The following is a 19,058-nucleotide window of genomic DNA, read 5'->3' as shown; positions in this document are numbered from 1 at the left end:
AGGCCGAACGCAGGCACTGCGAGTGATCCAGCCAGCAGGAGCGAGCACATGACGAATATCGCGACCACCCCGGGCTTCAGCGCCATCCAGGACGGCCGGATTCTGCGGATCACCATCACCAACCCCAAACGCAAGAACGCCATCGACTACGACACCATGGTCGGGCTCGCCGACACGATTCTCGGAGCGTACGAGAACAAGGCCGTCCGGGTGATCGTTCTGACCGGGGAAGGTGGAGACTTCTGCACCGGCGCGGATCTCGCGGCCAGTCCGGGCGAGGCGGCGCGCGGCATCACGCCCGAGGACACCATGGACGCCGCCAATCGAATGATCAAAGCGATTGTGGACGCGCCGATTCCGGTCATCGCCCGATTGAAGGGCGCGGCGGCGGGTGTCGGCGTGGCGTTCGCCCTGGCCGCCGATCTGACCTACGCCTCCGAGGAGGCGTATCTGCTGCTGGCCTTCATCAATATCGGCCTCATGCCCGACGGCGGCGCGGCGGCCATGGTCGCGGCCGCGGCGGGGCGGCCGCTCGCGGCGGAGATGGCGCTGCTGGGTGAGCGGCTGCCGGTCACCGAGGCGAAGAAGTACGGGCTCGTCACCGGTGTGCTCTCGGACGCGGACCTCGACGCCAAGGTGGAGGCGGCGGCAGCCAAGATCGCCAACGGTCCGCGCCGCGCGCTGGAACTCACCAAGCGGGCGCTGAACCAGGCCACGCTGACCGCCCTGGATGCGGCCCTCGCCACGGAGAAGACCGGGCAGAGCGAGCTGCTGCGCTCCCCCGATTTCGCGGAGGGCGCGACCTCGATGTTGCAGAAGCGCAAGCCGGTCTTCGCCGAGTAAGCCGGAAACCTCCGTCATCCGGCACGTTCCCCGCCCGGGGGGGTGTTGCCGGGCGCGGCCCCCTGCGGCGCGCCCGGCAAGTTCTAGGAACCGGTGACGGTCAGATAGATCAGCGCCACGTTCAGCGCCGAGATGATGGCCGCGACCAGCCAGGCCAGGCCGGTCGTCACGCGGTGGTTCACGTCCGCGCCCATGAGTGTGCGGTCACTGGTGAAGCGCACCAGCGGAATCAGCGCGAAGGGGATGCCGAAGGACAGCACCACCTGCGAAATGATCAGTGCGCGAGTGGGATCGACGCCGAGCGCCAGAATGGCGAGCGCGGGGATGAGCGTAATGACGCGGCGCGCGAGCAGTGGCACCTTGCGGTGCAGCAGGCCCTGCATGATCATCGCGCCCGCGTAGGCGCCGACCGAGGTGGAGGCGAGACCGGAGGCCAGCAGGCCGACGGCGAGCAGCAAGCCGGCGGCCGGGCCGAGCACCTCGTTGACGGCGGCGTGCGCGGTTTCGATGGAATCCACGTCGTCGCGCCCGCGCAGGGTGTTGGCGGCCATGAGCAGCATGGCCAGGTTGACCGTGCCGGCCAGCAGCATGGCAAGGCCCACATCGTATTTGGTGACGCGGAGCAGCCTGGAGCGCTGCGGTCCCGCGTCGGGCCGGCCGTGCCGGTCGCGGGCCAGGCCGGAGTGCAGGTACACCGCGTGCGGCATGACGGTCGCGCCGATCATGGCGGCGGCCAGCAGCACGCTCTCGGTGCCGTCGAAGCGCGGCACCAGCCCGCCGATGGTGCCGGAGACCGAGGGCGGCGAAATGAACACGGAGGCAAGGAATCCGATGGCGATGACGGCCAGCAGGCCGATGATCACGCGTTCGAAGGGCTGCTGCCCGCGCCTGTTCTGGATCAGCAGCAGGAACAGCGAGACGATGCCGGTGATGACACCGCCGACCAGCAGCGGCAGCCCGAACAGCAGGTTCAGTGCGATGGCGCCGCCGACGACCTCGGCCAGGTCGGTGGCCATGGCGACGGTTTCGGCCTGCCCCCAGTAGGCCAGCCGGACGCGGCGGCTGGCCTTGTCCCGCACGGCTTCCGGCAGGGACATGCCGGTGACCAGGCCGAGTTTGGCGGACAGGAACTGCACCAGCCCGGCCATCACATTGGCCATGACGATGACCCAGACCAGCAGGTACCCGAATTGCGCGCCCGCACTGATATTCGAGGCGACATTGCCTGGATCGACATAGGCGATGGCGGCCACGAACGCGGGACCGAGCAAGACCATGGCCGATCTCGCTCGCACGAACCGACTCCGCGGTTCGGCCAGGGCAGTGCTGCTCACCGCGCCAGTTTACGGTGAACCGAACTTTTTGTTTAGCGGCACCCCCTCAAACCAAACCGCATGAACCTAAATCTGTAAAAGACCAACGCCCCTGGCCACTTCAGTGGCCAGGGGCGTTGTACTCATTGCCCCGGAGAACCCTCCGGGGCGCGTGCGGCTACAACCCGAGCCCGCGGGCCAGCACCGGCCACGAGTTGATGAACTCGTCGTTCCAGTAGCCCCACGAGTGGGTGCCGCTATTGCGGAAGTTGTAGGTGGCCGGGATGCCGAGTGAGTCCAGCTTGGACTTGAGGTTGGCGGTGCAGTAGTTGGTGCCCGCCTCGATGACGCCGCCGATGATCATCTGGTTGGCGAGACCGTAGGAGCCGGGCAACGCGTACGGGTTGTTGAGCGTGTCGTACTGGCCGGGCAGCCCGTTGCCGGTGGAGATGTAAAGGTCCACGCCGCGCAGCTTTTCGGCATTGACGACCGGATCGTGTTCGGCCCAGGCCGGGGAATCCTCGGGGCCGTACATGTTCTCCAGCTTGCCGCCGCCCCAGGTTTCGACGGTGAGGCGCATGAACTCGCGGCCGACCGGATCGGCGAACTGGGCGCAGCCGGAGTAGGCGGCGGCGGCCTTGTACAGGCCGGGCGCGACCTCGGGCAGGGCGAGCACGGTGGTGCCGGAGGTGGAGATGCCGGCGATGGCGTTCACGCCGTTGGTGCCGAGCGCGGCGTCGATCAGCGGCGGGAGTTCCTCGGTGAAGAAGGTCTGCCACTTGTTGCGGCCGAGGACCGGGTCGTCGTTCTGCCAGTCGGTGTAGTAGCTCCACTTGCCGCCGATGGGCTGCACCACATTGACGTTCTTGTCGCCGAGGAAGCCCTTGACGATGTCGGTCTTCTTCTGCCAGGAGGCGTCGTCCTGACCGCCGCCCGCGCCATTGAGCAGGTACAGGGTCGGGCGCGGTTCGCTGGCGTCGGCGGGGCGCTGCACATCGACCGGGTAGGTGGCGTCCATGGCGGCGGAGTAGATGTACAGCCGGATGCTGCGGCTGTCCTTCATCTCGGCCTTGGTGATCTTCGAACCGTCCGGTGCGACGGGATCGGCCAGCAGCTTCTTGGAGTCGATGATCGGGTCGGCGCTCGCAGCGGGAACGCCGATCCCGGACACCAGCCCGGTGAGCACGGCCGTGGCGGCGATGAAGGCAGCGGCACGTGCACCGCGCCGACGACTAGCAACCCCGTTCCGGACACGTCGATGAATCAATGTTCACACCTTCACTTCGGTTGGCTTCGATGGTCGCTGTTCCCCGCAGCCGGGTTCTCCGCGTAATTGCCGACCCGACAGACCATATCGGCCAAGCTACGTGCTTGGACAGCGGACTATGTTACGGATTGGCCGCACGACCGTGCTCCGCGAGCCCGCCCAGCGCCTGCACCCAGCCTTCCACCAGCGCCTTGACCTGTTCGAGGTCGAGGGCCGCGCCCGCGAAATCGAAGCGTGCCATCAGCCCGTCCTGTGTCGTGTCGACGGTGACGTCCAGGTAGAGGTCGTCGGCGACGGGTTCCGGGTAGACGCGCGCCGGTCGCAGATCGCGGTAGCGGAAGCCGATGCGGCCGACCGGGAGTCCGGCGATATCCGCCGCGGTGGCCGGATTCAGGTGCTGGAGCAGTCCGAAGCCGACACCCTGCGAGGGGACTCGCCGAGCCTGGTCGCGGATTTGCTCCAGGACTGCTCCGGCGGACGGCCCGCCGCGGCGCACCTCGGCGAAGTCGACGCCGTCCAGGCGCAGCGGGAACGGGTAGGTGGTGCTGAACGCGCCGACCGTGCGGGAGCCCTCGTCGCGGCCGTCGGCGACCAGCCGGACCACGGATCCGGTGGTGCGCCGGGCGGATTCGCCGCTCTCGTCGAGCAGGGCGACCGCGAGGGCGCCGAGCAGCACGTCGTCGATGCTGGCGTCGTAGTGGCGGGCCACGGTGTCGACCGCCGCCGCACCCTCTCCGGTGATGGAGACGGAGACGCGGCCGCGGCCGGCCAGTTCGGGGTCGCCGGACAGTTCGTCGGGGGACGCGCCCGCCGACGCACCGGCCAGAGCCTCACGCCACCAGGACAATTCGTGCACGGTGTCGGGTCCGGAGGCCCGCTCCGCGAGGGCGCGGGCGATACCGCTGGGGTGGGCGTCCGCGCTCGGCGGGGTGGCGTGCCCGCCCGACCAGGAGGCGGTCAGGTCCTCGATGATGGTGCGCCACGAGGTGTCGTCCACCACCAGGCCGTTGGCCACCACCACCAGCACGGCGGCCGGGCGGTCGGCGGGATCCTCGGCGGGTTCGGCGTCCCGGTTCTCCACGAGCACGAAGCGAATATTGCGCCCGTTCTCCGGATCCAGTTCCACCGCGGCCGCATTGATGACGGCCTGGATCGGATCCCCGACCGCCTGCACGCCCGGATCCAGCTGCCATACGACGGCGGCCCCGCGATCCGGCCGCGCCGGAATATCCAGCACCGCCGAATCCTCGTCCCACCGCAGCCGAGCCCACAGCGCCGGATGCCGTTCCAGCAGTCCGGCCACGGATCGCCGCACCCGGCTACCGGAGCAGTCGGCCCCGATATCGAGCGTGATGGCCCGCTCCCACACTCCGGACGAATCCACCTCGAGCACACTCACCGCACCCGCGGGCAGCGGCGAAACCTGCCCGACCGCGGTCAGTCGCGGTGCGGCGGCGGCCAGCGCCGCCCCGAGCCCGGCGGGCACCCGCACTCCCTCCCGGGATGCGGCAGCACCGGCGCCGGAATCAGCCGTATCCGCCGAGCTCACTCGTTCCACGGGAGCGGCCGCCGCCGCGGGCGCGTGCTCGGCCGCAGCCGGATTCGCCGCGGGAGCGTGGCCGGCCGGGGCCGGGGCCGCAGCGCGCTCATCTGCTGCTGGAGCCGAGTCCGCAGCGCGCCTGTCTTCGGCCGGAGCCCGGTTCGCGGCGGACGAACCGTCGGCCGCAACCGCGGCGGATTCGTCAGGAGCCGCGTCGATCTCCGCAGCGGAACTGTCCACTGCGGCATGGGTGCCCAGGGTGGTGCTGTCGGTCTGGTCGATGGCCGCTTCGGTGTCGCCGACGGCCGAGCCTGCGGCGCCGCCAGCGCGCCGAACACCGGTGAGGCCGGAATCCACGGTCCCCGAGGCGAAGTCATCCTCCGCGCTGGGCGAGGAGTCCCGCCGATCTGTCGCGAAGTGACTGGAATGCGCGGCATCCGGGTCGAATCCGCGTTCGGCTGCTGCTCCGGTGCCGGCGACCGCGCTGTCGAATTCGGCGGCAGCGGGCTGGGGGGCGGGCCGTTGCGGTGTGGAGATGGTGGGCACGAGGCCGGAATTCCGGTCGACGGTTCGCCCGTCAGCTCCGGGCCGAGCGGTGGATTCGCCTGCATCGGAGCCGGATTCGAGGCCCTCGTCATCCGCGGGGGCGCGCAGTTTCACCGAGGGGCCGTCGCGGTCGATGGTGATGGCCGGGAGGACGGCGGTGGTGGCCCAGGCGGCGTCGTCGGTGAAGGAGTCGACCGGTGGGGGCGCCACGGGTGGGGCGGGGTGGTCGAGGTCGACCGGGGTGGCGGTGGCCAGGGCGCGGAGGATCTCGTGGGTGGATTTGTCCACGCGCAGTTGGGCATCGGGGTAGGTGGTGGCGAGGTCGGTCAGCTGCGCCTGGGTGGCGGTGATGTCCTCGTGCACGTAGGCGACATTGGCGGGGCGGATGCGGATGGGGAGTTCCGCGTCGGAGATCGGTGTGGGCGGGCGGGATTCGACGTCGGCGCCGAAAGCCGGGTCGTCGAGGGCCAGCCAGTCGGTGTTGTGCGCCAGGCGCGGCAGGGCCGGGGTTTCGGCGCTGATGGTGAGGCCCAGGGTGGCGCGCGACTCGGTGAGGGCGCGCTCGAGGCGGGCGGTGTGGTGGGCCGCGTTCACCGGGACGAAGGCGGCGCCGGTCTTGGCGACGGCCCAGGTTGCCAGCACCGAGGCCACCGAACGCGGCAGGGCCACGGCGACGCGGACGCGGGGGCCCGCGCCGTGGTCGATGAGGACCCTTGCCAGGCGCGAGGATTCGGCATCCAGCTGCCCGTAGGTGAAGGTGCGGCCGCGGAAGAGCATGGCGGGCGCGTCCGGGTCGGCGGCCACCGCGGCGGCCATGAGCTCCGGCAGCGTCCGCTCGCCCGCCGGTCCCGGCGCACTGCCGGGTTCCGGCTGAGCAGCGGCCAATTCGCCTGCGGCGGCCATGATCTGCTGCCGGTACGACTCGGGCTCCGAAGGCCCGGAGGGCAATTCGTCTGCCGCCGACGGGAACCCCGGCACGGCGGGCTCCGGTCGCAGGGGATGCGATGCGCTTGCTGTGGACGCGAACTCCGTCACGGGGGCAACCGTAGCGGGTCGCGCGGAAACCGGCTCACTTTCTGCCGTTTGCGCGGAGTGTGCGGTTACCGGCTCGGGCGTGGTCCGGCGGATATCGGCCTGCGCGACCAGTTCCGCCAGGCGCGGGCCGATTTCGGCGAGGGCTTCGGGGGTGGTGAGGACCTGGTGGGCGAAGGGGTAGGTGACCTGGGTGATTTCGCCGGTGACGAAGGGTTCCCAGTCGGCGGCCGAATGCGGCTGCGGTTCACCGGGGCTGCGGAATTCGGCGCGGAACAGGTCGATGCGGCCGTGGAAGGGAGCCGGGTGGTAGGCGGATTCGAGTTGCAGGCTGCGGACCGCGCCACGGTAGATGCGGCGCATGCGGTCCAGGGTGAGGACGGCCAGGCCGGCGGGGACGGCGGCGTGCAGGGCGGTGAGGGCTTCCTCGCTGAGTTCGAGGAGGTCGCCGTCGGGGAAGGCTTCCGGGCCCACGCCGATGGCGGCGAACTCGTCGAGCACGGAGGTGCGGAAGTCGGACTTGGACTCGGGGTAGGAGTCGAGGATGGCGACCAGGTCGACTTCCTGTCCGTCCGACTGCAATTCGGTGGCGATGGCGTAGGCGAGGATGCCGCCGAGGGAGTAGCCGAGGACTCGGTACGGGCCTTCCGGTTGGACGGCGCGCATTTCGGCGACGTAGCGGCGGGCCACCTCGGTGATCGAGGACGGGTCGTAGTCCGGCTCGGTCATGGCGGGCGATTGCAGGCCGTAGATCGGCTGGTCCTCAGGGAGGAAGCGGGCCAAACCGGCGTAGGTCCAGGACATTCCGGCCATGGGGGGCGCGCAGAAGATCGGGATTCGGGTGCCGGTCGCACGGATCGGGAGCAGTACCTGCAAGCCCGCGTCGGAGTCGGTGTCGTAGGCGTGTTCGCCCTCGAGGACGGTCAGGATCTGGGCGCTGAGGGCGGCCACCGTGGGCGCGGTGAAGAACCAGGCGACGCGGACTTCCACGCCGGTGACGGTGCGCAGGCGGCTGGCCACCTGGGTGGCGAGCAGGGAGTTGCCGCCGAGGGTGAAGAAGTCGTCGTCGGCGCCGATCTGCGCTTTGCCGAGGGTTTCGGCGAAGATTCTCGCGACTGTGCGTTCGAGGTCGGTGGCGGGTTCCCGGAAGGTGGTTGGCTCGAACTCGGGGTTCGGGAGGGCTTTGCGGTCGAGCTTGCCGTTGGCGTTGAGCGGGAGGGCGTCCAGGACTACGAAGGCGGACGGGACCATGTAGGAGGGCAGGGTCGCTGCTAGCGCGGACTTCACGGTTACCGGGTCGAGGACGCTCGCCGCTGCGGGGTGCTGCGCTTGCCCACCCTGCGCCCCTGGCGCAGACTGCCCGAGCGCACCAACGAGGTAGGCCACTAGACGGTCACCGGTGTGGGGGTCGGATTTGGCTACCACGGCGGCCTGGGCGATTTCTGGCATGGCGAGCAGGGCTGCTTCGATTTCGCCGAGTTCGATGCGGAAGCCGCGGATCTTGACCTGGAAGTCGGTGCGGCCTCGGTAGTCGAGTTCGCCTGCGGCGGTCCAGGCGACGAGGTCGCCGGTGCGGTACATGCGCTCGCCGGTCGCGAAGGGGTTCGCGACGAAGCGGTCCGCGGTCAGGTCGGGACGGCCGAAGTAGCCGCGGGCGAGCTGGGCGCCTGCCAGGTAGAGCTCACCCGGGACGCCGACCGGGACCGGCTGGAGTCGCGAATCCAGTACGTAGACATGGCTGTTCCATTCGGGGGCGCCGATGGATACCGAGCTCTGGTCGGCGTCGGTGACCGTGTGGGCGGTAATGGAGACCGCGGCCTCGGTCGGGCCGTACAGGTTGAACAGCGTGGCGTGCGGGTTGGCGGAGCGGAAACGCTGCGCCACCGACGCGGGCAGGGCTTCACCGATGGCCAGTACGCGGCGCATCGAATCTGTCAGCGCCCCACCGGATTCGGTCATGAGGGCGTCGAGCATGGAGGGCACCGTGTGCAGGGTGGTGACCTGCTCGCGCGCCATGAGCTCGTTCAGGTAGAGCGGGTCGCGATGGCCGTCGGGGGCGGCGACGATCAGGCAGCCGCCGGAGACCGCGGCCGACCAGAATTCCCAGACCGAGAGGTCGAAGGTGGCGGCGGTCTTCAGCAGCACCGCGTCATCGCTGCCCAGGCCGAATTCGGCGGTCTTCCAGAGCATCTGGTTGACGATCGCGCGGTTCGGCACGGCGACGCCCTTGGGGCGGCCGGTCGAGCCGGACGTGAAGATCACGTAGGCGGTGTGCTCCGGGCGCAGCGGTGCGACGCGCTCGGCGTCGGTGACCGTTTCGGCGGCGAGCGAATCCAGTTCGAGCGCATCGATATCCACCACCGGCGCGGCCGTGGTGGTGAATCCGGCCTCGGAGTTGGTGAGGACGCAGACGGGTGCCGCGGTCTCGAGGATGTAGTCGGTGCGGTCGGCGGGCTGGTCCGGGTCGACCGGGACGTACGCGCCGCCGGCGACGGTGACGGCGTACATGGCGACGACCAGGTCGGCGGAGCGGCGCAGGGCCAGCACGACGCGCGACTCGGGGCCGACGCCGAGTGAAATCAGGTGCCGGGCAAGCTGATTCACCTCGTCGGCGAGTTCGCGGTAGCTGAGTTCGACACGCCCGCGGGGCTCGTCGGCGACGAGTGCGAGGGTGAACGGGGAGGCCGCCACGGTGCGGTCGAGCAGATCGGCCAGGGTGGTGCCGGACTCCACCTCGTGCCCGGTGTCGTTCCAGCCCAGCAGGATTCGCTCCCGCTCGGCCGGAGCGAGCAGATCCAGCGCACCCACCGGGGTGGCGGGTGCGGTCAGGATCTCGGTGAGCACGCGTTCGAACCGCTGCACGAATCCGGCCACGGTGTCCGCGTCGAACAGCGCGGTGGCATAGGTGACGTGGCCGATGATCCCGTCCGGCGCACCGGTTTCGGTGTAGCGGTCGCCGATGATGAAGTGCAGGTCGAACTGGGAGAGTTCGGCGTCGATGCCGACGGCGGACACGGTCAGGCCGGGCAGCTCCAGGGTGGAGGTGGCGTGGTTCTGGAAGGACAGGCCGACCTGGAACAGCGGATGCCGGGCGGTGGAGCGCACCGGGTTGAGCACCTCGACGAGCCGCTCGAACGGCACGTCGGCGTGCGCGTACGCCTGGATGTCGGTATCACGCTGGCGGGCAAGGAGTTCGGTGAACGACGCGGCGGGGTCGACCCGGGTGCGGAAGACGAGGGTGTTCACGAACATGCCGATGAGGTCGTCGAGCGCGGCGTCACCGCGTCCGGCGATGGGCGTGCCGATGGCGATGTCCTCGGTGCCCGAGAGCCGGGCCAGCAGCACCGCGAGGGCGGTGTGCACGACCATGAACAGCGTCGCGCCCTCGGCGCGGGCGAGTTCGGCCAGCGCACCATGCGCCTCGGCCCCGATGTTCACCGCGACCTTGCCGCCGTGCACGGACTGCATGGCCGGGCGCGGGCGGTCGAACGGCAGCTCCAGCTGGTCCGGCAGGTCCGCGAGCGCGGTCCGCCAGTAGGCGATCTGCTTGGCGGCCAGGGATTCCGGATCGTCCTCGCTGCCGAGCAGGGCGCGCTGCCAGATGGCGTAGTCGGCGTACTGCACGGGCAGCGGTTCCCAGCCGGGGGCGACGCCGAAGGAGCGGGCGGCGTAGGCCGTCATGAGATCGCGCGTCAGCGGCGCGACGGACGAGCCGTCACCGGAGATGTGGTGCACCACCATGGCGACCACGTACTCGGCGGCAGCCGCTTCGCCCGGCGCGGCGGCGTCGTCGATGCGGAAGAGCGCCGCGCGCAGCGGCACTTCGCTGGTGACGTCGAAGCTGTGCGAGGCGATCTCGAGGACCGCGCCGGTGATTTCCTCCGGAGTGACGGTCCGGTATTCGAGGTCGATTCCGGCTTGTTCGGCGGACAGCACCACCTGCACCGGGCCGGTCTCGGTCTCCGGGTACACGGTGCGCAGGATCTCGTGCCGGGCAACGACATCCGCGACGGCGGCGCGCAGGGCGTCCACGTTCAGTTCGCCGGTGAGGCGGACCGCGACCGGAATGTTGTAGGCCGCGGAGCCACTGTCGAACCGGTTGAGGAACCACATGCGCTGCTGGGCCGGGGACAGCGGGATCCGGTCCGGCCGCTCGCCCGCCACCAGTGCGGGCAGTCGTCCGCCGCCGCCGGCTCCGGCCAGTTCGGCGGCGAGGGCGGCCACGGTCGGGGCGTCGAACAGCAGCCGCACCGGCACGCGGGTGTCCAGGGCGGCGGCCAGTCGCGCCACCACCTGGGTGGCGACGAGCGAGTTGCCGCCGAGCGCGAAGAAGTCGTCGTCCGCGCCGACGGGCTGCCCGAGGCCGAGCACCTCGCCGAAGATCTCGGCGACGAGCAGTTCGGCGCCGGTGGCGGGCGCACGGAACTCGCGCGCCTCGAATTCCGGTGCGGGCAGGGCCTTCCGGTCGAGTTTGCCGTTCGCGTTGAGCGGCATGGCGTCCAGCACGACCAGGCCGGCCGGGACCATGTAGGAGGGCAGCCGGTCCGCGAGGTGAGCGCGCAGTTCGGCAACGTCCACCTGGCCGGGCGCCGGGGCGGTCGCACCGGTCATGCGGGGTGTGCCGGGTGCGGGCACCACATAGCCGACGAGCTGATCGCCGAGGTCACCGCTGTGCACGACGACGACCGCCTGCGCGACGGAGCGGTGTGCGGTGAGCGCGGATTCGATCTCGCCGAGTTCGATGCGCTGGCCGCGCAGCTTCACCTGGAAGTCGGTGCGGCCCAGGTAGACGATGGACCCGTCGGCGGTGCGGGTGACGAGGTCACCGGTGCGGTACATGCGTTCGCCGCGCCCGAAGGGGTTGGCCACGAAGCGATCCGAGGTCAGGTCCGCCCGGCCCACATAGCAGCGGGCCAGCTGAGCGCCCGCGAGATAGAGCTCTCCCGCCATACCCGGTGCGACCGGGTGCAGCCGCGAATCCAGCACGTACGCCTGGGAATTCCACACCGGCAGACCGATGGGCGCGGCGCCCGCCGTATCGGCCGGTACCGGCGCGGCGGTGGCGTGCACGGTGAATTCCGTTGGGCCGTACAGGTTGTGCAGTGCGATGTCGCCCAGTCGGCGGGCGGCGGCGACCGCGTCGGCGCTGAAGGCTTCACCGGCCACGAGCAGGGCGCGCAGCGAGGTGATGGCGGCCGGGTCGGCGCTGCCGGCGAACACGCTCAGCATGGACGGCACGAACGAGGTCAGGCTGACGCGTTCGGTGGCGATCACGTCCGCGAGGTACTGCGGATCGCGGTGCCCGTCCGGGGTGGCGATGACCATGCGGCCGCCGACGGCCAAGGGGCCGAACAGTTCCCACACCGACACGTCGAAGGTGGCGGGGGTCTTGAACAGCACCACGTCCTGCGCGTCGAGCGCGTATTCACTGGTGATCCAGCGGATCTGGTTGACCACCGCATTGTGCGGCACGGCCACGCCCTTGGGTCGGCCGGTGGAGCCGGAGGTGAAGATGACGTACGCGGTGTTCGAACCGTGCAGTGGCGCACGGCGTTCCGCGTCGGTGAGCGGCGCCGGGTCGAAGCCGGACAGTTCCAGCTCGTCGACGACCAGCACGGTGTGGCCGGGCGCGTCGAACCCGTCGCGCGAGGTGGTGAGCACGCATACCGGGTCGGCGGTGCCGAGCACATGGGCGACGCGTTCGGCGGGCTGGTCGGGGTCGAGCGGTACGTACGCGCCGCCGGCGGCCAGCACCGCGTACATGGCGGTGACCAGGTCGACGGAGCGTCGAATGCCCAGTGCCACCAGCGATTCCGGGCGCACGCCCGCGATGGTCAACCGCCGCGCGAGGCGGTGCACGCGGGCGGCGAACTCGGAGTACGACAGTTCGTGGCGGCCGGACTCGTCCTCGTACACCAGCGCGGTGGCGTACGGCGTGGCCTCCGCTCGCGCCTCGAACAGCGAGATCAGGTCTGCCGCAGCGCCTTCCGGCAGACCGGCGGTGACATCGACGGCGGTGGCGTTCCAGTCGGTGACCACGTGCTCGAGCTCGTCGACGGCCAGCAGGTCGTAGTCGCCGACGGGTTCGTCGGAGTGCGCAGCGACCGCGACCAGGACGCGCCGGAACCGTTCGGCGAAGCCGTGCACGGTGGCCTCGTCGAAAAGGTCGGTGGCATAGGTGAACAGCGCCGTCAGCCCCTGCGGGGTGCCGTCGGGCAGCGTCTGTTCGGCGAGGGTGAGCTGGAGGTCGAACTTGGCCAGCGGCACGTCCAGGTCCACCGCGGACACCGCCAGGCCGGGCAGTTCGAAGGTGTTCTGTCCGAGGTTCTGGAAGGTCAGCATGACCTGGAACAGCGGATGCCGGGCGGCCGAGCGCACCGGGTCGAGCACCTCGACGAGCCGCTCGAACGGCACGTCCGCGTGCCCGAAGGCGGCGATGTCGGTGCGGCGCACCCGCGCCAGCAGCTCGCTGAAGGATTCGCCCGGGTCCACGTCGGCGCGCAGCACGAGGGTGTTCACGAACATGCCGATGAGGTCGTCGAGCGCGGCCTCGCCACGTCCGGCGACCGGGGTGCCGACGGCGATGTCACGCGTGCCGGACAGGCGCGCCAGCAGCACGGCGAAGGCGGCGTGCGCCACCATGAACAGGGTCGAATCATGGCGCTGTGCCAGCTGATTCAGCGCGGCGTGCACATGCGGGTCGATCTCGAACGCGTAGGTCGCGCCCCGATTGGAGGCGACGGCGGGCCGCGGCCGGTCGGCGGGCAGATCCAATTGGCCGGGCAGCCCGGCCAATTCGTCGCGCCAGTATCCGATCTGCCGGGCCAGCAGCGATTCCGGATCGTCCTCGGAGCCGAGCACCTCGCGCTGCCACAGTGCGAAGTCGGCGTACTGCACCTCGAGCGGACTCCACTGCGGCGCTTGCCCTTCGGCGCGCCGCAGATAGGCCGTCATGAGGTCGCGGGTGAGCGGCCCCATGGAGAATCCGTCACCCGCGATGTGGTGGATGACGGCGATCAGCACATGCTCGGTGGCCGAGATGCGCAGCAGTCGCAGCCGCAGCGGCGGCGCGAGGGTCACATCGAATCCGGCCAGCGCCGCCTCGGCGACCTGCGCCAGGATCTCGTCCTCGGTGGCGTCGGCGAGCACGAGCTCGGGCAGCGCGCTTTCGTCGCCACCGGTCAGGGCGCCGGACTCCGCCACGGGCCGAACGGCGTTCGCGGCGGGCAGGACGACCTGGAACCCTTCGCCCTCGATCTCCGGGTACACGGTCCGCAGCAGTTCGTGCCGCTCCAGCAGATCCCCGACGGCCGCCCGCAGCGCGTCCACATCCAGCGGCCCGCTCAACCGCACCGCGAACGGCAGGTTGTTGACCGCGCTCTCCGGGTCGAACCGGTTGAGGAACCACATGCGCTGCTGCGCGTACGACAGCGGAATCCGCTCCGGCCGCTCCATGGCCCGCAGCGGGGCGACCTCGGAATCCCCCTGCTGCGCGAGGAAAGCCGCGAGCTCGGCCACGGTCGGCGCTTCGAACAGCGCCCGCACCGGCACCCGCACGCCCAGTGCGGCTCCGAGCCGAGCCACCACCTGCGTGGCGATCAGCGAGTTGCCGCCCAGCTCGAAGAAGTCGTCATCCGCCCCGACCAGCCGCGCCTCGGCAGCCGGATCCCGATGCAGCACGGCCGAGAACACCTCGGCCACAGCCTTTTCCGTCGCAGTCTCCGGCGCCCGGTACTCCCGCGCCTGAAACTCCGGAACCGGCAACGCCTTCCGATCCAGCTTCCCACTGGCATTGAGCGGCATGGCCTCCAGCCGCACCACCGCCGACGGCACCATGTAGGACGGCAGGGTGGCGCGCACGTGCGCCAGCAGTTCGGTATCGGTGACTTCGGCACCGGCTTCGAGCACCACATAGGCCACGAGCTGATCCCCGGTCGCACTGCGCACGAGCGCGACGGCGGCCCGATGCACCGCGTCGTGATGCGCCAGCACCGATTCGATCTCACCGAGCTCGATGCGCTGACCGCGCAACTTCACCTGGAAATCACTGCGCCCCAGGTATTCCAGCGCCGCGCCCGCACCCGGCTGTCCGGTCCAGCGGACCACGTCACCGGTGCGGTACAGCCGCTCGCCACCATCGTGGGCGACGAACCGCTCGGCGGTGAGCGCCGGTGCGCCCAGGTATCCGCGAGCCAACTGCACACCGGCCACATACAGCTCACCGGCCGCACCGAACGGCACCGGCCGCAGCTGCCGATCCAGCACGTGCACACGCGTGTTCGCGACCGGGCTGCCGATCGGAACAGCAACGCCCGCAGTGTTTTCGGCGGGATGCGCGGTAACGACGGTGGCCTCGGCCGGGCCGTACCAGTTGATCAGCTCGGTTCCGGTCAGAACGTCGGCGAACGTGGTGGCGCTATCGGCCGTGAGGGCTTCACCGGCCGCGAACACCCAGCGCAGGGACGGCTGCCATCCGGGCCGCACATCGTCGAGGAAGGCGTCCAGCATCGAGGGCACGAAATGCACTGCGGTGACCGAGTGTTCGTCGATCATGCGGGCGATGTAGGCCGGGTCGCGGTGGCCGTCGGGTTCGGCGATGACCACGGCCGCGCCGGTCTGCAAGGGCCAGAACAGTTCCCAGGTGGAGATGTCGAAGGTGATGGGGGTCTTGTGCAGCACCACATCGCCCTGGGCGTGCGGGTAGGTGCGCTGGGCCCAGCGGAACTGGTTGGCCATCTGGCGGTGGGTGATGGCCACGCCCTTGGGCTTTCCGGTGGAGCCGGAGGTGAAGATGACGTAGGCGGTGTTGTCCGGGTGTACGGGCGCGGGGACAGCCGCGGCGAAATCGGAGGCCGCGGCGAGCGCGTCCACCAGGAAAAGCGGTACGCCGGAATCGGTGTCGAACTTCTCGGCGGTGCGGGTCAGCACGCACACCGGCGCGGATCCCGCGAGCACGGATTCATTGCGCTCGGCCGGGTGATCCGGATCGACGGGCACATAGGCACCACCGGCGCGCAGCACCGCGTAGACGGCGACGACCAGTTCGATGCTGCGCCGCATGGCGATCGCGACCCGCGACTCGGGGCCGACCCCGCGCAGGATGAGTTCGTGCGCGAGCTGCTGTGAGCGCGCGTCGAGTTCGGCGTAGGTGAGGGTGGTATCGCCGAAGATGATGGCGGGTGCGTCGGGCGTCCGCGCCACCTGCGCGTCGAACAGCGTGAGCAGTGTCGAATCATCCAGCAGCGCGGCCACTTCGGTGGCATTCACGGCCGCGAGCGCGGTGCGCTCCCCCGCCGTCAGCGCGTCGATCTCGGTGACCCGCGCCGCCGGTTCCGCCGCGAATCGCGCGAGCAGCCCCGAATACCGTTCCGCCACGGTCTCGGCCGCGGCATCGTCGAACAGGTCCCGCAGGTACTTCACCGTGAATCGCAGCGCCCCGCGATCCGGCATGACCATGACGGTCAGCGGGTAGTGCGTGCCATTGGCGGCGGTGGTGCCGAGCAGCCCCACGCCGTCGGTGCGCGCGGCGGCCGCGTCGAGGGATTCGCCGTCCACCGGGAAGGACGCGAACACGATGAGCGAGTCGAAAAGCCCGTCCACCCCGGCGATTTCCTGGATCTCCCCCAGTCCGAGGAAGTGATGGTCCAGCAGCGCGGCCTGCTCGTCCTGCAGGTGCCGCAGCAGTCCGATGAGCGTGTCGGCGGCACTCAACTGCACCCGCACCGGAATGGCATTGAGGAACAGCCCGACCATGGTCTCGATGCCGGCCAGCTGCGGCGGCCGCCCGGACACGGTCGCGCCGAACACGACATCGTCGCGGTCGGTGCTGCGCCCGATGAGCAGACCCCACGCGGCCTGCACGATGGTGTTGACGGTGACCCCGGCGTCGGCGGCCACCCGGGCCAGCGCCCCGGTCTGCGCGGCATCGAGGGTGAACTCGACTTCGCCTATGCCCGAGGAGATCTCGCGCGAGCGATCCACCGGCGCGAGCGGCGTCGGCTCGGTGATCCCGGCCAGCGCGGTCCGCCACGCCGCGCGCGAGGCGTCGTGGTCGCGGGCGGCCAGCCAGGCCAGGTAGTCGCGGTAGGACCGCACCGGCGGCAGCTGTGCGGCGGCCTCGCCGGCGGCGTACAGGGTGAACATGTCCTGCATGAGCAGCGGCATGGACCAGCCGTCGATCAGGATGTGATGGCTGGTGACGGTGATGCGGTGCCGGTCCCCGGCCACGCGGATCACGCTGTAGCGCAGCAGCGGCGCCGTGCGCATGTCGAAGTGCCGCGCCATTTCCTCGGCGTGCACCCGATCCGCCTCGGCCGCAGCCTCTTCCGCCGGACGGTCGCTGAAATCGAAGTACTGCCAGGGCACTTCGACGTCGTCGAGGACGACCTGCAACGGATTGCCCGCCGCGTCCTCGGCGAAGACGGCCCGCAGGTTCACATGCCGGTCCAGCATGATCTGCGCGGCCGAATGCAGCTGGTCCAGATCGAGATCGCCGCCGAGTTCGACGCTGAACTGCGTCATGTAGGCGTCGACGGAGGATTCGGCCAGCAGTGCGTGGAAGAGCATGCCGGACTGCAGCGGTGTCAGCGGCCACACGTCGGCCAGGTTCGGGTACTGCTCGCGCAGTCGCGCCATGTCGGCGTCGTCGAGGTCGACCAGCGGACCGGTGGCGAGTTCCTCGACGGCTTCGACAGCCTCTGCGGCCACGGCGATTTCGGCGAGGTCGGCGACGGTGCGCGCGGCGAAGAGATCCTTGGGCTTGAAGGCCACACCCCGGGCGCGGGCCCGCGACACGATCTGGATCGAGGTGATGGAGTCGACGCCGAGGGCGAAGAAGTCGTCGTCGAGGCCGACGCGTTCGGCCTTGAGCACCTCGGCCACCACCTCGGCGATGGCCTGCTGCTGCGGGGTTTCCGGCGCGCGGTACGCGGTGGTCTGCAGCACGGGTTCCGGCAGCGCGCGACGGTCCAGCTTGCCGGCCGGGGTCAGCGGAATCTCGTCGAGCACCATGATGGCCGTGGGCACCATGTGCGCGGGCAACCGGCTCTCCGCCAGTGCCGTCAGTTCGGCGGCGTCGACCGAATCCCCTGCGGTGGCATGCACATACGAGACGAGCACGGTCGCCCCGCTCGCCAGCTCGTGTCCGACGGTGACGGCCAGGTCGAGGGCCGGATGGTCGGCGAGCACCGCGTCGATCTCGCCGAGTTCGATGCGGAAGCCGCGAATCTTGACCTGGAAGTCGTTGCGCCCCAGGTATTCCAGTTCGCCGTCGACGGTCCAGCGCACCAGGTCACCGGTGCGGTAGAGCCGGGTTCCGTTGGTGTCGAACGGGTTGGCCACGAAGCGGGAGGCGGTCAGCCCCGCCTGCCCGTGGTATCCGCGCGCCAGATGCGTTCCGGCGACATACAGTTCGCCCGCCACTCCGAGCGGAACCCGCGACAGCCCCTCGTCGAGCACGTACGCGGTGACGCCCGGAATCGGCGCGCCGATGGTGACCGGCCGATCCGGCAGCAGCTCGGTCATATTCGTCATGACCGTGGCCTCGGTGGGCCCGTAGGCGTTCCAGAAGGCCCGCCCGTCGGCGGCCCAGCGCTGCACCAGATCCGGCGGGCACGCCTCGCCGCCGGTGATCACGACCCGCAGCTCGTCGAGCCCCGTGTGATCGACCGAGGCCAGCGCGGCCGGGGTGATGAAGGCATGGGTCACCCGTTCGCGCTTCAGCACCGCCGCGAGATCGGATCCGCCGTACACGGTCGGCGACACCACGACCATGGTGGCCGCACCGCCGATGGCCAGCAGCAGTTCCAGGATCGAGGCGTCGAACGAGGGGGTCGCGAAGTGCACGGTGCGCGAGTCTGCGGTGACCCGGTAGCGCTCCCGCTGCACCTCGCAGAAGCCCGCCAGCCCGGCGTGGGTGACGATGACGCCCTTGGGTTTTCCGGTGGATCCGGAGGTGTAGATGGCGTACGCCGGATGCTCGGCGCGCAGCGGCCGCACGCGTTCGGCATTGGTGATGGCGTCGGCCGGATACCCGGCGAGCCGGGCGGCGGTCTCGTCGGTGTCGACGGCCAGCCACTCGATGTCCTCGGGCAGGTCCGCGACGGTGTCGGCCACGGTGAGGCCCAGCACGGCCCCCGAGTCGGACACCATGTGCGCGACGCGATCGGCCGGATAGTTCGGGTCGACGGGCACGAATCCCGCGCCGGTCTTGGCGACCGCCCACACCGCGATCACCGATTCCAGCGATCGCCGGATGCCGACCGCGACGAGATCCTCCGGCCCGACTCCGCGATCGATCAGCAACCGCGCGAGCCGCGTGGACCGCACATCCAGTTCGGCGTATCCGAGGGTGGCCAGGGTGTCCCCGGCATCGGCGAGCACGAGCGCGGTCCCGGCCGGATTGGCCTCCACCGCGGTGCTCAGCAGCTGCGGCAGCGTGGGAATGCGGGGCCGCCGGGTGCGGGTGGGCCGGACGCGAGCCGGGCGGGTCATGCGCCAACCACCCGGAACTCGTTGT

Annotated in this window: 3 protein-coding genes and 1 pseudogene; 1 reads left to right on the top strand and 3 read right to left on the bottom strand. The window is 70.3% G+C overall.

Translation table 11 applies throughout. The features are described from left to right. Nucleotides 1-48 precede the first annotated feature (48 nt). A complete protein-coding gene (locus tag H0264_RS05505) occupies nt 49-843 on the top strand; it encodes an enoyl-CoA hydratase-related protein (protein WP_181582955.1) in 795 nt (264 codons plus the stop codon). An 83-nt stretch (nt 844-926) separates the two neighbouring features. Here the strand turns inward: H0264_RS05505 and H0264_RS05500 are convergent, their stop codons facing one another. The 3 genes and pseudogenes from H0264_RS05500 to H0264_RS05490 form a co-directional block, all read right to left on the bottom strand. Beyond that, the gene (locus H0264_RS05500) at nt 927-2,162 is read right to left on the bottom strand and encodes an Nramp family divalent metal transporter (protein ID WP_181585314.1); all 1,236 of its coding nucleotides are present in this window, start codon (nt 2,160-2,162) and stop codon (nt 927-929) included. Between the two features lie 172 nt (nt 2,163-2,334). Further along, nucleotides 2,335-3,327, bottom strand: coding sequence for an alpha/beta hydrolase (locus H0264_RS05495; RefSeq protein ID WP_181585313.1), 993 nt, complete (start codon nt 3,325-3,327; stop codon nt 2,335-2,337). Between the two features lie 217 nt (nt 3,328-3,544). Further along, a pseudogene (locus H0264_RS05490) lies at nt 3,545-19,033 on the bottom strand (non-ribosomal peptide synthetase); the annotation flags it as partial. Nucleotides 19,034-19,058: the final 25 nt, after the last annotated feature.

The organism is Nocardia huaxiensis (assembly GCF_013744875.1).
In the GTDB taxonomy this organism is placed as follows: domain Bacteria; phylum Actinomycetota; class Actinomycetes; order Mycobacteriales; family Mycobacteriaceae; genus Nocardia; species Nocardia huaxiensis.
The sequence above is the reverse complement of the archived record's forward strand: the minus strand, read 5'-3'. Positions and strand labels throughout refer to the sequence as shown.

Excerpts from the sequence above, each read along its gene's own strand:
- H0264_RS05505 (WP_181582955.1), top strand. The coding sequence starts at position 49 with ATGACGAATATCGCGACCACCCCGGGCTTCAGCGCCATCCAGGACGGC.